This is a genomic window from Pedobacter sp. JCM 36344 (assembly GCF_046546555.1).
Lineage (GTDB): Bacteria > Bacteroidota > Bacteroidia > Sphingobacteriales > Sphingobacteriaceae > Pedobacter.
Genome location: NZ_JBKHKK010000002.1, coordinates 317,002 through 331,252 on the forward strand (window position 1 = coordinate 317,002; position 14,251 = coordinate 331,252).

General features: G+C 41.4%; 13 protein-coding genes. 10 read left to right on the forward strand and 3 right to left on the reverse strand.

Annotated elements, in window-relative coordinates; genetic code table 11:
- The first annotated feature begins 258 nt into the window (after positions 1-258).
- From ACHFIZ_RS03235 to ACHFIZ_RS03270, 8 genes are all read left to right on the forward strand, one after another.
- Positions 259-963 (forward strand): GNAT family N-acetyltransferase, encoded by a 705-nt coding sequence (locus ACHFIZ_RS03235; RefSeq protein ID WP_410882806.1) that lies wholly within the window; start codon positions 259-261, stop codon positions 961-963.
- A gap of 14 nt (positions 964-977) precedes the next feature.
- Entirely contained in the window at positions 978-2,171 is a 1,194-nt protein-coding gene (gene argG, locus ACHFIZ_RS03240) for an argininosuccinate synthase (RefSeq protein ID WP_410882808.1), read from the forward strand.
- Positions 2,161-3,132: an N-acetyl-gamma-glutamyl-phosphate reductase gene (gene argC / locus ACHFIZ_RS03245; RefSeq protein WP_410882810.1), complete on the forward strand. Its 972-nt coding sequence runs from the start codon at positions 2,161-2,163 to the stop codon at positions 3,130-3,132. The genes argG and argC overlap by 11 nt, the downstream gene beginning before the upstream one ends.
- Positions 3,133-3,181: 49 nt before the next feature.
- Entirely contained in the window at positions 3,182-4,315 is a 1,134-nt protein-coding gene (locus tag ACHFIZ_RS03250) for an aspartate aminotransferase family protein (protein ID WP_410882812.1), read from the forward strand.
- A complete protein-coding gene (locus tag ACHFIZ_RS03255) occupies positions 4,312-5,274 on the forward strand; it encodes an acetylornithine carbamoyltransferase (protein WP_410882814.1) in 963 nt (320 codons plus the stop codon). Before ACHFIZ_RS03250 ends, ACHFIZ_RS03255 begins: the two co-directional genes overlap by 4 nt.
- Positions 5,275-5,353: 79 nt before the next feature.
- Positions 5,354-6,142, forward strand: a complete 789-nt coding sequence (argB, locus tag ACHFIZ_RS03260) for an acetylglutamate kinase (protein ID WP_410882816.1) — start codon at positions 5,354-5,356, stop codon at positions 6,140-6,142.
- Between the two features lies 1 nt (position 6,143).
- The gene (gene proC, locus ACHFIZ_RS03265) at positions 6,144-6,962 is read left to right on the forward strand and encodes a pyrroline-5-carboxylate reductase (RefSeq protein WP_410882818.1); all 819 of its coding nucleotides are present in this window, start codon (positions 6,144-6,146) and stop codon (positions 6,960-6,962) included.
- Between the two features lie 2 nt (positions 6,963-6,964).
- On the forward strand, positions 6,965-8,032 hold the full coding sequence (locus ACHFIZ_RS03270) for a M20 family metallo-hydrolase (RefSeq protein WP_410882820.1): 1,068 nt from the start codon (positions 6,965-6,967) through the stop codon (positions 8,030-8,032).
- Between the two features lie 37 nt (positions 8,033-8,069).
- On the opposite strand, the gene ACHFIZ_RS03275 is transcribed toward ACHFIZ_RS03270, so the two are convergent.
- Positions 8,070-8,264 (reverse strand): hypothetical protein, encoded by a 195-nt coding sequence (locus ACHFIZ_RS03275; RefSeq protein ID WP_410882822.1) that lies wholly within the window; start codon positions 8,262-8,264, stop codon positions 8,070-8,072.
- Positions 8,265-8,441: 177 nt separating this feature from the next.
- Between ACHFIZ_RS03275 and argH the strand changes: the two genes are divergently transcribed.
- Positions 8,442-9,773 carry an argininosuccinate lyase gene (gene argH / locus ACHFIZ_RS03280; RefSeq protein WP_410882824.1) on the forward strand — a complete coding sequence of 444 codons (1,332 nt, stop codon included), beginning with the start codon at positions 8,442-8,444 and terminating at the stop codon, positions 9,771-9,773.
- 23 nt (positions 9,774-9,796) lie between these two features.
- Complete coding sequence (locus ACHFIZ_RS03285; protein ID WP_410882826.1) at positions 9,797-11,050, forward strand: pyridoxal phosphate-dependent aminotransferase; 1,254 nt, start codon at positions 9,797-9,799, stop codon at positions 11,048-11,050.
- A gap of 31 nt (positions 11,051-11,081) precedes the next feature.
- Here ACHFIZ_RS03285 and ACHFIZ_RS03290 read toward each other — a convergent pair whose 3' ends face one another.
- Both ACHFIZ_RS03290 and ACHFIZ_RS03295 read right to left on the reverse strand, forming a co-directional pair.
- Positions 11,082-12,662 (reverse strand): peptide chain release factor 3, encoded by a 1,581-nt coding sequence (locus tag ACHFIZ_RS03290; RefSeq protein ID WP_410882828.1) that lies wholly within the window; start codon positions 12,660-12,662, stop codon positions 11,082-11,084.
- A gap of 88 nt (positions 12,663-12,750) precedes the next feature.
- Positions 12,751-13,953 (reverse strand): DUF6600 domain-containing protein, encoded by a 1,203-nt coding sequence (locus ACHFIZ_RS03295; protein ID WP_410882830.1) that lies wholly within the window; start codon positions 13,951-13,953, stop codon positions 12,751-12,753.
- Positions 13,954-14,251: the final 298 nt, after the last annotated feature.

The window sequence follows — 14,251 nt, forward strand, 5'->3', positions numbered from 1 at the left end:
ACATACTTAAATATTCATTATAAACAGAAAATGACCAATCACCAAACACATAAACTATCATTCGGACAGGCAAATTCATTTGCTTCCAGGATTGCGTTTATTGAGCGTTTGCAGCCCATATTTTTTGTGATCACAGACCGGCGGATTTATACGCCGCGCATTTGAGTAGATCTCTGGCATTAGCCCAGTAGATTCCACAGAGGATTGCCTCTCAAAAAACAATTAATCAGAACATTTATTTTTCTTCGTTATCTAATAATGAACATAAACGATTTTATAGTGCAGGTTGCACTTCCTGAACATCGTGTCTTCGCAGAACAAATCTGCGATGAAATGGCAGAATCAGCAAAAGCTCGTGGTACGGGTATAGCTAAACGCTCGCCCGAATATGTTGCAGGTAAAATGGCCGATGGTAAGGCTGTAATCGCATTTCATAAAGATGGTTCCTGGGCAGGTTTCTGCTATATTGAAACCTGGTCGCACGGCCAATTTGTTGCAAATTCGGGCCTTGTAGTAAGTCCGGAATACCGTAAAGTAGGTCTTGCACATGCCATTAAAGAGAAAATCTTCGAACTATCAAGAGTAAAATACCCAAAGGCAAAGATCTTTGGCTTGACTACCGGTTTGGCAGTGATGAAGATTAATTCAGATTTAGGTTATGAACCTGTCACTTATTCTGAGCTTACCCAGGATGAAGAATTTTGGAAAGGCTGTCAAAGCTGTGTGAACTTCGAGATATTGAAGATGAAAGAGCGTAAGAATTGTATGTGTACAGCGATGCTTTACGATCCTGTTGAACAGAAGCATGATGTTGCTAAAAAGTTTGCAGAAGAGCTTCATAAAAAGCCGAAGCTCTATGAACGTTTCATGAGCATAAAGTCGAGGTTGGTGGTTAAAGCTAAACCGTCTGGAAAAAAGGGGTTAAAAGCCTTGTTTTTATTAGTTACAATTTTATTTAAATAGCTGTTAATATTAAGATGAAGAAGAAAGTTGTTTTAGCGTTTAGCGGAGGTCTTGATACCTCATTTTGTTGTATTTACCTGTCTCAGGATAGAGACTTGGAGGTTCACTCCGTAATTGTTAACACGGGTGGTTTTTCTGATGAGGAACTACAGGAAATTGAGAAACGTGCTTATTCCCTTGGTGTTGTTTCCCATGCGGTAGTTGATGAAACCACTAATTATTATGATAGCTGTATTAAGTATTTGATCTATGGGAATGTGCTTAAAAATGCTACCTATCCGCTTTCTGTTAGTGCAGAGCGTGTTAGTCAGGCAACAGCCATAGCCAATTATGTTAAAAAAATTGGTGCTGATTATGTTGCTCACGGCAGTACCGGGGCAGGTAATGATCAGGTTCGTTTTGATATGATATTTAATATTATCATACCGAATGTGGAGATCATCACACCAATCAGAGATTTAAAATTATCCCGCGAAGCTGAAATAGAATATTTAGCTACCCGTGGTGTAGTATATAGCGCAGAAAAAGCGAGGTATTCAATCAACAAGGGCTTATGGGGAACGTCTGTCGGGGGAAAAGAAACCTTAACTTCTAATCAAACCTTACCTGAAGAAGCCTGGCCTACGCAGGTTTCTGAGGCTAGGCCACGTAAACTGGAACTTACTTTTGAACAAGGTGAATTGGTAGGCATAGATGGCGAAACTTTGGAGCCTGTAAAAGCGATCCAAAAGTTGCAGGCAATTGCTCAGCCCTACGGAATAGGAAGAGATATTCATGTTGGTGATACTATTATCGGAATAAAAGGCCGTGTTGGCTTTGAGGCTGCGGCACCGATGGTGATTATCAAAGCTCATCATACTTTAGAGAAACATACGCTTACGAAATGGCAGCTTTCCTGGAAAGAGCAACTATCTTCTTTTTATGGAAACTGGTTGCATGAAGGTCAGTTTCATGATCCCATCATGCGCAATATTGAAGCCTTCTTAACTGATACACAAAAGATGGTGAGCGGAAAAGTATTCGTTGAATTGTTGCCTTATCGTTTTACGATCATAGGCATTGAATCTGATCATGACCTGATGAGCAATAAATTTGGAAGCTATGGTGAAATGAATAATGCATGGAGCGGTGATGATGTAAAAGGCTTCTCAAAAATATTCGGCAACCAGGTTATGATCTGGCATAAAGTGAACGGTGATGAAGATTAGAGCAGGCATTGTGGGAGGTGCGGGATATACAGGTGGCGAAATGCTGCGTTTGCTTATCAACCATCCTTCGGTAGAAATCGCTTTTGTAAACAGCAAAAGCAATGCAGGCAATCTGATTTCTGATGTTCATACTGATTTGATTGGTGACACAGATCTTCGTTTTACCGGAGAATTTTCTTCTGATATCGATGTGTTATTTCTATGTGTCGGACATGGCGATGCGAAGAAGTTTCTCGATGCAAATCCCATAGCCGAAGGTATTAAGGTTATTGATTTGAGTCAGGATTTTAGGCTAAAATCTAATGCAGGTGCCGATTGGGTTTACGGTTTGCCTGAATTGAATCGTGATCAAATTAAAGGTGCTAAGTATATCGCTAACCCTGGTTGCTTCGCCACCTGCATTCAATTGGCATTGCTTCCGCTCGCGTCAAAAGGGCTGTTAAAGTCAGAAATCCATATCAATGCAACTACAGGATCTACAGGCGCCGGACAAAGTCTAGCATCAACATCCCATTTTAGCTGGAGAAATAATAACCTTTCTGTCTATAAAGCATTCGGGCATCAACATTTGAATGAGATCGGAGAGAGCATAAAACAACTGAGTCCTAATTTTGATAGTGTAATCAATTTCATACCACAAAGAGGCGATTTTACTAGAGGTATTTTAGCAGCAGTTTATCTGGATAGTGATTTGACTCAAGAGGAGGCAGTTGCGCTATTCACTTCATTTTATGAGTTTCATCCTTTCACCCATGTGAGCAGGAAAAACATAGATTTAAAGCAGGTAGTAAATACAAATAAGGGCTTGGTGTATGTAGAAAAGCATAATGGCAAGCTGTTCATCGTAAGTATAATAGATAATTTGTTAAAAGGTGCGAGCGGTCAGGCGGTACAAAATATGAATCTCATATTTGGGTTGCCCGAAAGCGAAGGTTTACGGCTTAAGGCCCAGGCATTTTAGCTGGGGTCCTAATTCCTTGAACTAATTTTTAACTTAAAACTTTTTTAAAATGAACTTATTCGACGTATATCCATTAAACAATATAGAAATAGTAAAAGCATCCGGCAGCAGTGTCTGGGATGCTGAAGGTACAGAATACTTAGATCTTTATGGCGGTCATGCTGTAATTTCTATTGGACATACGCATCCGCATTATGTAAAGCGTGTAACCGATCAGCTGAACAAAGTAGGCTTTTATTCCAACTCTGTATTAATTCCACTACAAGCAGAGCTCGCCAATAAATTGGGTGAAGTTTCTGGCAAGACAGACTACCAGTTATTTCTTTGTAACTCTGGAGCTGAGGCCAATGAAAATGCCTTAAAGCTTGCTTCTTTTTACAATGGTCGCAAAAAAGTGATTGCATTTAAAGGCGCTTTTCATGGTAGAACTTCATTAGCAGTTTCGGCAACTGATAATCCAAAGATCATTGCACCTGTAAATGAAACTGATAATATTTTATTCCTCCCACTTAATGATGAAGCTGCATTAAAGCAAGCCTTTGCTGAATACGGTAAGGATATTACCGCGGTAATTATTGAAGGAATCCAGGGTGTGGGTGGGATTAGGGAAGCATCTATTCCATTTTTACAATTAATCCGTTCGCTTTGTGATGAATACAATGCAGTTTACATTGCAGACAGCGTACAATGTGGCTATGGTAGAACAGGGCTTTTCTATTCCCATGATTACGCAGGAGTAGATGCAGATGTTTACACCATGGCAAAGGGTATGGGCAATGGTTTTCCAGTCGCCGGTATTTCTATTGCTCCTAAGTTTAAGCCTTGGCATGGCATGTTAGGGACTACTTTCGGTGGAAATCACCTTGCTTGTGCCGCGGCATTGGCTGTTCTGGAAATAATGGCGCAGGATGACCTGATGAAAAATGCAGAAGAGGTAGGAAATTATTTGATTAACGCCTTGAAAGAGCTCCCTGAAATTATTGAAGTTCGTGGAAGAGGTTTAATGATTGGCATCGAGCTACCGGAGCGATTATCTAATGTAAAAAAAGACTTATTGTTTAAGCATAAGATCTTTACCGGTGAAGCCAAGCCAAATGTGATCAGACTTTTACCTGCATTAAATTTAACGAAGGCTCATGCAGACCAATTTCTTAATGAATATAAAATCGCTTTAAAAGGATGAACCAATTTACTTCCGTACATGATGTAACTGACATCAAACAATTGCTTAAGGATGCTTTGATACTTAAGGAAAATCCCTACAGCCTTCAGGACTTAGGAAAGAATAAAACCTTAGGATTGGTCTTTTTGAACCCAAGTTTACGCACCCGGTTGAGCACACAAAAGGCGGCATTGAACCTGGGTATGAATGTGATGGTGATGAACATGGACAAGGAGGGATGGGCGCTCGAAACGCAGGATGGTGTAGTGATGAATGGCTCTACAGTCGAGCATATTCGGGAAGCCGCAGCAGTAATGGGTCAGTATTGCGACATTCTTGGTTTGCGTTCTTTTCCCAAGCTGATTAATAGGGAAGAAGATTACAACGAAGATTTCTTCAGTAAGTTTATAAAATACTGTGGTGTTCCTGTAGTGAGTTTGGAGAGTGCGACAAGGCACCCTTTACAAAGCCTGGCGGATTTAATTACGATTAAAGAAACCTGGAAAGGGGAAGGAAAACCTAAAGTTGTTTTGGCCTGGGCTCCTCATATTAAGGCGCTTCCTCAAGCTGTTCCTAATTCATTCGCAGAGTGGATGTGTAAAGCCCAGGAGGATGGTATGGTTGATTTTACCATTGCACAGCCTAAAGGGTATGAGTTGAATGAAGATTTTACTCCAGGTGCTTCGATCACCCATGATCTTAATGAAGCGCTAAACGGGGCAGATTATATATATGTAAAAAATTGGTCGAGTTATAAGGAATATGGAAAAGTGTTAACTTACCCTGATGGCTGGATGCTCAACAATGATAAGTTGAAAGGAACAAACGATGCCAAGGTGATGCATTGCTTGCCTGTCCGTCGTGATTTGGAACTTTCTTCTGAGATATTGGATGGTCCGAATTCATTAGTGATTCACGAAGCAGGTAATCGTTTATGGGCAGCGCAGGCTGTTTTGAAGCAAATGTTGGAGAAATTGTAGTAGTTTTGCGTCGCCAGCATGACGGAGCTTAGTAAGATGTGGCTTAATGTGACGAGGCTCAATATGACGAGGTTTAAGAATGGATAAACTAAGCGTAATTAAGATAGGTGGAAATGTAATTGATAACTCAGAAAAGCTGTATAAGTTTCTGCTGGATTTCAAGGCGCTTCCGGGGTATAAAATCCTAGTTCATGGGGGGGGGAAAATCGCTACTGAGCTTGGCGATTCCCTGGGTGTAACAGCTAAAATGGTCGAGGGCCGACGGATCACCGATATCGATACCTTGAGGATCGTTACAATGGTTTACGCCGGACTCATCAATAAGAATATGGTTGCTCAGCTTCAAGCCAAGGGATGTAATGCGATCGGTCTTACCGGTGCGGATGGCAATATTATAAAGGCGGTTAAGCGACCAGTTAAAGACATCGATTACGGATTCGTCGGCGATCTTAACGAAAGTTCTGTTTCATCAGAGACACTTGGAAACCTACTCAAAGCAGGCTTAATTCCAGTACTTTGCGCAATTACACATGACGGGGATTCACAGTTACTAAATACGAACGCGGATACGATAGCGTCTGCCGTAGCAATTGCAATGTCGGCTATTTATGAAACCTCTCTAATCTATTGCTTTGAGAAAAAAGGGGTTTTAAGGGATATCGAAGACGACAACTCACTGGTTTCAGAAATAAGGTTGGCCGAGTTTGATGGCCTAAAAGCAGATGGGACTGTCTCTGGTGGTATGATCCCTAAAATTCACAATGCTTTCGAAGCCATTAAAAGCGGGGTTAAGGATGTTTACATTGGGAAGGCTGACGAGCTTCCGCAGATTGACAATCAGAATTTTGGAACTAGATTAACACAATAATATGAATCAGTTTAAAGGCAATATCGCCATTTTGGGAAGTGGAAACATTGGTGTATCATTAGCTAAAGGGTTAGTTAAAGCTAATTATGCTAAACCTGAGCAGATCACCCTAACCAGGCGTAATCTCGCAAATCTGTCTGCATTAGCTGAAGAAGGCTTTGTGGTAAGTGTAGATAATGCATCCGTAGTTTTTGGTGCCGATATCATCGTGCTGGCGGTTTTGCCGCAACAATTAAATAATTTGTTGGAACAAATCCAACCTTCAATAAGGTCCGGTGAGCAAGTGTTTATCTCAGTTGCTTCTGGTGTAAGCTGTTTAGATATTAGAACTAAAATTGGTGAGGAGGTGCAGGTCGTAAGAGCTATGCCCAATACTGCGATCGCTATTGGCCAATCTATGACTTGCGTTGCGACCGATAATGCAGCAAAAGAGAACGTAGAAGAGGTAGTTAGAATGTTTGAAACAGTTGGTTCTGTGGTAAAGATCAATGAAGATCTTATGACCTCTGCCACAGCTTTGTGCGCCTGCGGCATTGCATTTTTCCTAAGAGCAATAAGAGCGGCATCACAAGGAGGTGTTGAGATTGGATTCCATGCAGATGAGGCACTTAAGATGGCTGTGCAAACCGCAAAAGGAGCTGCCGACCTATTACTTCAAATGCAATCTCACCCGGAACAAGAGATTGATAAGGTCACTTCCCCTAAAGGTTGTACAATTGCTGGGTTAAATGAAATGGAGCACAATGGTTTCAGCTCCTCGTTAATTAAAGGCATCAAATTATCGGCGATAAAAGCCGGAGCACTATATACAAAAGATTAATTATGATAGCACAACTGCAAAAAGATAGTTTTGAACTCTTAAAAAAGTTGATTAGTATTCAATCTTTTAGTAAAGAGGAAGATAAAACAGCTGATGCTATTGAACAATTTTTGCAAGATCGAGATATTAAAACGACTAGAAAGCTAAATAATATCTGGGCGTATAACAAGTATTTTGATTCGGCTAAACCAACTTTGCTGCTCAATTCACATCATGATACTGTAAAACCCAATTCCGGATATACCAGAGATCCCTATGATGCTGCTGTGGAAGAAGACAAATTATTTGGACTGGGAAGTAATGACGCCGGGGGTTGTTTAGTATCTTTAATCGGCACTTTCTTGTACTTCTATGAGCAAGAGGAGCTGAGCTATAACATTTGTCTGGCTGCGACTGCTGAGGAAGAGATTTCTGGAAATGATGGATTAGAATGCGTACTGCCAGACCTTGGTGACTTGGAGTTTGCTATAGTAGGTGAGCCAACGCAAATGAATCTGGCTGTCGCTGAACGGGGGTTGTTAGTGCTGGATTGCACCTCAACAGGAAAAGCGGGCCATGCAGCAAGAGAAGAAGGCGACAATGCGATCTACAAAGCTTTAAGCGATATCGAATGGTTTAGGAACTATCGTTTCTCAAAGGTCTCCGAAGTTTTCGGGCCCCTAAAAATGACGGTGACTATAATTAATGCCGGTTCTCAACATAACGTAGTTCCTGCAACTTGTACGTTCACTGTTGATGTTCGTGTTACGGATTCCTATACTAATGAAGAAGTACTAAAAATTATCAGAACTAATGTTGCTTGCGACGTTAAGCCGCGTTCCATCAGGCTTAAACCTTCATCAATAGATAAAGGTCATCCGCTTGTTCAATCTGGAATTGCGTTGGGAAGAACTACTTATGGCTCTCCAACTACCTCAGATCAGGCCTTGCTAAGTATTTCTTCAGTTAAAGTTGGCCCTGGGGATTCTGGGAGATCTCACATGGCCGATGAGTTTATCTTTATTGAAGAAATCGCTGAAGGAATTGAATTGTACATTGCTATGCTTAAGCCCGTTATAAACGGCAAATAAATAAGCTAGGTAGCCCTGTCTCAGCATATTTAATTCTTCAGATCACGCTCTTTAGCATTGTTTTCAGACTGGCGAATTGTATTGCTATCCAATCATGAAGATCACCGGAGAAACTAAAGCTTTTTACCTTTTCAAACGTGGTTTTGTCGTTTGTTGGCAGAGAAACGACGATCAACTTATCGTAGGTAAGTTTCATCGTCTTACGGGCAGTCTTTGCTTCTGCGTCAATCACTGAAACTTTAAATGCGGCATATTTTGAATCTCCGTTGGGCCAGTACAGTTATCCCTAATTATTGCCCGCATGACAAGATTGTTGTGCAATGGAGTTGCGTTTTTGATTAAGCATATTTTTATGATATTTGTAAGGAAACTTAAGCTGCCCTTGCAGCGATAGCTAATTGAAAAATAAATGAAGATCTGGCAAAAGAACGTTACCGTTAACAAAGATATAGAGACTTTTACTGTGGGCAAAGACAGGGAACTGGATTTACAGATGGCAGCATTCGATGTACTTGGATCATTGGCCCATGTGGAGATGCTGGAAAGCATAGGTCTTTTGACTGCGGATGAATTGATAGCAGTTCAAAAGGAGTTGAAAAGCATTTATTCAGAGATTGAAAGCGGGAATTTTGTCATTGAAGATAACGTGGAGGATGTGCACTCGCAGGTTGAATGGATGCTTACGCAGCGCATTGGGGATCCAGGGAAAAAGATCCATAGCGGACGATCTAGAAATGACCAGGTTCTGGTAGACTTAAAATTATACTTTAGAGACTCCATTGAGAAGATGGTGGGGAATACGGCCATGCTTTTTGCCCAGCTGATCTCGCTTAGCAATACCCATAAAGACAAGCTACTTCCAGGGTATACCCATTTGCAAATTGCAATGCCATCGTCCTTCGGATTATGGTTTGGCGCTTATGCAGAAAGTTTTGTAGACGATATGGAGCTTATGCTGGCTGCATACAAGGTTTGTAATAAAAATCCTTTAGGTTCTGCAGCCGGATATGGATCTTCTTTTCCATTGAACCGGACGATGACTACAGAGTTGCTTGGATTCGAAAAGCTTAACTACAATGTAGTTTATGCGCAGATGGGTAGGGGGAAAACCGAGCGGATCCTTGGTCAGGCGATGTCTTCTATCGCAGCTACACTGGCTAAAATGGCCATGGATGTTTGTTTGTTCATCAATCAGAATTTTGGATTTATTAGTTTTCCTGATGAATTGACGACAGGATCCAGCATTATGCCTCACAAGAAAAATCCAGATGTGTTCGAGTTGATCCGTTCACGTTGCAATAAAATTCAAGCGCTGCCTAATGAAATTGCTATGATGATAACCAATCTTCCTTCCGGTTACCATCGTGATTTGCAGCTGTTAAAAGAAAATCTCTTTCCTGCCATTACCTCACTTAATGACTGCTTGGAGATGAGTACATTTATGCTTCAGAATATAAGCATAAAAGATCACATTCTTGACGATAAAAAGTACGCTTATCTGTTTAGTGTTGAGGTTGTTAATGAACTGGTTCTGAGTGGAACCCCATTTAGAGAGGCCTACAAGATTGTTGGTGAAACGATAGATAATCGAACGTTTACTCCCGGCACCAAAGTAAACCATACTCATGAAGGAAGTATTGGTAATCTTTGTAATCCTGAAATTGAGGCAATGATGGAAGAAGTGCTTGAACAGTTTAATTTTAAAAAACCAAGGGTGGCGATAGAGAAGTTATTGGCCTAATATTTATATAAAAAAACAAGAAAATGAATGTATCAGTTTTGGCGAGCTCCCTTATCGGGTCGGAAATCATTAAAATAGGTAACGAGGTTAATGAGATGAAGCGCAAAGGTGCACAGATTGCCAACCTGACAATTGGTGACTTTGACCCCTCGATTTTTCCTATTCCTGAAGAGTTAAAAGACGGTATCGTTAGCGCATATAATGATCACCAGACCAATTACCCGCCTGCAGATGGTGTTCTACCATTACGTGAAACGATTTCAGAGATTTTGAAAGAGCGCTTCGGATTGGAATATAATGCTTCGGAAATATTGGTTTCGGGAGGGTCACGTCCATTAATTTATGCCACTTATCTGGCATTGATTGATCCGGGAGACACTGTAGTATTTCCTGCACCGTCCTGGAACAATAATCATTACTGTCACCTTACATCTGCAAGAGCTATTGCGGTAGAAACAGATGAAACTAATAATTTTATGCCGACTGCGGCACAGCTGAAGCCACATTTAAAGGGCGCAACGCTACTCGCATTGTGTTCCCCATTGAATCCAACCGGCACCATGTTTACTAGAGACCAACTAACAGAAATCTGTGACTTGGTGATTGAAGAGAATCATTCCAGGGGCATAAATGAAAAGCCACTCTACATCATGTATGATCAGATTTATTCATTATTGACCTTTGGGGTTGACCATGTCAATCCAGTAAGTTTGAGACCAGAGATTAGAGATTATGTGATCTTTGTGGATGGAAGTTCTAAATGCCTGGCAGCTACAGGAGTTCGGGTGGGATGGGGATTCGGTCCTACCGACATTATAAACAGGATGAAAGCATTGATTGGTCATATGGGTGCATGGGCTCCCAAGGCCGAGCAGGTAGCTATGGCAGGCTACTTTGGAAAAAAAGAGGTGCTTGATTCCTTTTTGAATCTATTTAAGTCTAAGATCCAAGATAGTCTGAACGCGTTATATAAGGGCTTCCTCGCCCTAAAAGCAGAAGGTTTTGAGGTCGATGCCGTTCAGCCCATGGGCGCAATTTACCTTACCATTAAAATTGATTATATCGGTAAATCTACACCCAATGGAGAGATCCTGAAGGATAGCGCTGCGGTAAATTTCTATTTAATCAAGGAAGCTAAAGTGGCATTGGTTCCTTTTTCGGCATTTGGTAACGATGATAACATGCCGTGGTATCGAGCTTCTGTAGGTGCTTGTACCTTGCAGGACATTAAAGATATGCTGCCAAGGATTAAGGTAGCTCTAGATCAGCTTAAATAATAAAAAAGGCGATCGATGGGGTCGCCTTTTTCTATTTGAATTCCGAAGTCTTGTGGAATTCAATATCCGGATAATCCCTCATGGTCATATTGATCATGAAATCGTTATCTGCGAGGAATACGGGATTACCATCCTTATCTTGTCCGATGTGTGCTTGCTTACGTTTCAAGAATTCCTCTAATTTCTTTTTATCTTTAGAAGTTACCCAATTGGAACGGCCGTAAGTCAGCATCCTGAAATGGGCTTTCGCGCCATACTCGTGCTCTAACCTAAAGGCAATAACTTCAAACTGAAGTTCCCCAACGGCACCAATAATCTTTCTATTTCCGGGTTGCTGTACAAATAATTGTGCTACACCTTCTTCTGTCAACTGCTGAATCCCTTTTTCAAGTTGTTTGGTACGAAGTGGATCTCTATTCTCCACCTCCTTAAATATCTCCGGAGAGAAGCTAGGGATGCCTTTAAACTGAAGTTTTTCTCCTTCAGTCAATGTATCGCCAATTTTAAAGTTGCCGCTGTCATATAAGCCAACAACGTCTCCCGGCCAGGCTTCTTCAACAATGCTTTTTTCATTAGCCATGAAATCCATGGGATTGGAAAACTTCAGCTTCTTTTCTTGTCGGGAATGGTAATAAAACTTATTTCTTTCAAACTTGCCGGAGCATACCCTTAAGAAGGCGATTCGGTCACGATGTTTAGGGTCAAGGTTAGCATGGATTTTAAATACAAATCCAGTAAAGTTCTTTTCATCTACCATCACTTCACGCTGCTCGGCCTCGCGACTCTTAGGGCTTGGCGCAATATTTATGAATGTGTCTAAAAGTTCTTTAATTCCGAAGTTATTGATCGCACTTCCAAAAAATACGGGAGCCAGCAATCCTTCGATATACATTGATTTATCTAGAGAACCGTATACGCCATCAACCAACTCCAGATCGCTTTTAAGTCCGTCAAGTTCTTTTGGCTTTAAAAAATTATTCAGATTGGGATCATTAAGGTCGCTCACCTGAATTACCGGCTCGCTAATTTTGGTTTTGTCGGGTTCAAATAAATTCAGGTGCTTATCGTAAATGCTATACACACCCTTGAAGGTATGACCCAAACCAATTGGCCATGAAAGCGGGCACAGACTGATATTTAACTTATTTTCAATTTCATCCAGTAGGTCAAAAGCATCTTTACCCTCGCGGTCCATCTTGTTTATGAAGATAATTACAGGAGTGTTCCTCATGCGGCATACCGCCATAAGTTTTTCTGTTTGCTCTTCTACCCCCTTCACACAATCCACTACCAGAATCACGCTATCTACAGCAGAAAGGGTACGATAAGTATCTTCTGCGAAATCTTTGTGACCAGGAGTATCCAAAATATTAATACGTTTGCCATTATACTCAAAACCCATTACGGAGGTTGCTACAGAAATTCCACGCTGCTTCTCAATTTCCATGAAATCTGATGTGCTGCTTTGGTTGGCTTTGTTTCGTTTTACGGCACCTGCGGTATTAATGGCACCACCAAACAAAAGAAACTTCTCTGTTAAAGTAGTTTTCCCTGCATCCGGGTGACTGATAATGGCAAATGTTTTTCGTTTTTCTATTTCCGGGTTAATCATAAAGATTTAAGCGTATGCTTTTTGCAAAGCTGCAAAGATAATAAAAAAGCCGGCTGTCTGCCGGCTTTCTCATTACTCGCTTTTTAAACTACCCTCGCCCACTTCTTACTGGTCTTGCTGATCCGGAATTATCGCGACTTTCATTTCCTGATGACCTGCTCGGTGCCGGTTCAGAACGTTCAATTCGCTGCGGAGCCTGCTGAACTTCTGGTCTTCTTTCCATTCGTTGTGGAGCTTCCTGTCTTTGAGGCTGAGGTTGGCGCTCAGGTTGAACTTGTCTCTGAGGTTGAGGTTGCGCTTGCCGCTCAGGCCTTGCTTGCCTTTGAGGTTGCTCTACCTGCTCTACTCTTGGATCAACCCTTTGAGGTTGTACTTGTCTTTGAGGTTGATCAATTCTTTGCGGTGTGGTTTGTCTCTGTTTTCCAACACGCTCAGATGTTGTCCTGTCATCTCTCGTATAACTACCTTGTCTGCCATCTTGAACTGCACGATCCGGTCTTGCAGAAGCATAACCTTCTCCTCTTACAGATTCTCTTGGTGCAGCTACACCATTATTGTTTCCAGTTCTGCCGCTTCTGCCGGGAGTGTACATGTCAATCCTGTTTCCATCAAGATTAGTCCGGCTTGGTCTTGTGGTTCGGTTCACATTGTAAACAGTTACATCACGACCAGTATAACGTCTGATATCATTTGCACGTGGACCACTTGAATAGTACCTGTTGTTTCTAACGTAAGTATTGTTGATTATCGTCGTGTTGTTGATGATCACCGTGTTTCTACGAGAATAATAACGTGGGAATCCGTTATAATAAATATTTCGTTGTGGTACAAATACCCACCATAAACTGGGAATATTGATGTTGACATTGATGTTCATACCAGGACCCATAGGTGCCCAGCCATAATAGCCTCCACCACTTCTCCAGCTAACCCATGCCGGTCCCCATACGGTGTCGGGTAGCCAAACCCATTGGTTGTAACGGTTGTAAACCCAGCGCCCATAATGAAACGGGGCCCATCCCCAATCATAATCAGATACCCAGGTATTTCCGTATTCGGTCATTGCCCAACGACCATTCGTGTAATAGGGCCTAAATTCACCTTGCTCTACATCAGGTCTCCATACGTACCCATACTGAGGGTCCTGGATCCAAGTGCCATAAGGCGATAATTCATCATAAAAGGACTGCATGGAGATGTCCTCATCTTGCGCCACAGCCTTTTGCGTGGTTCCGGTTAGAAGGAGCATGAGCCCCAGCACAATAGCCGGTAATTTGATCATGTTTTTCATTGTGTGTGTGTTTTAATTTTCCTAACGCTCTTTGTATATCAATTTGAGTTCCGAACCAACTCAAAAGTTTAATCAGCTATAAAATATTACATTATGGTTATGTGATATAACGTAATTTAATTGGTTTAAGTCTGTTAAATGCAGTCTTATAATCTGCTTCCGTTGTAGACAATTTACAAAACCTTTTTGTAATGATGATATTTAATCCGATAAGGTTGCATCCAGATTGCAATATTTTGCCACCTTTGCGTTTAGAAGTCAGATGGTATCTCATTTCCAGCCTGGATTAAATCACACT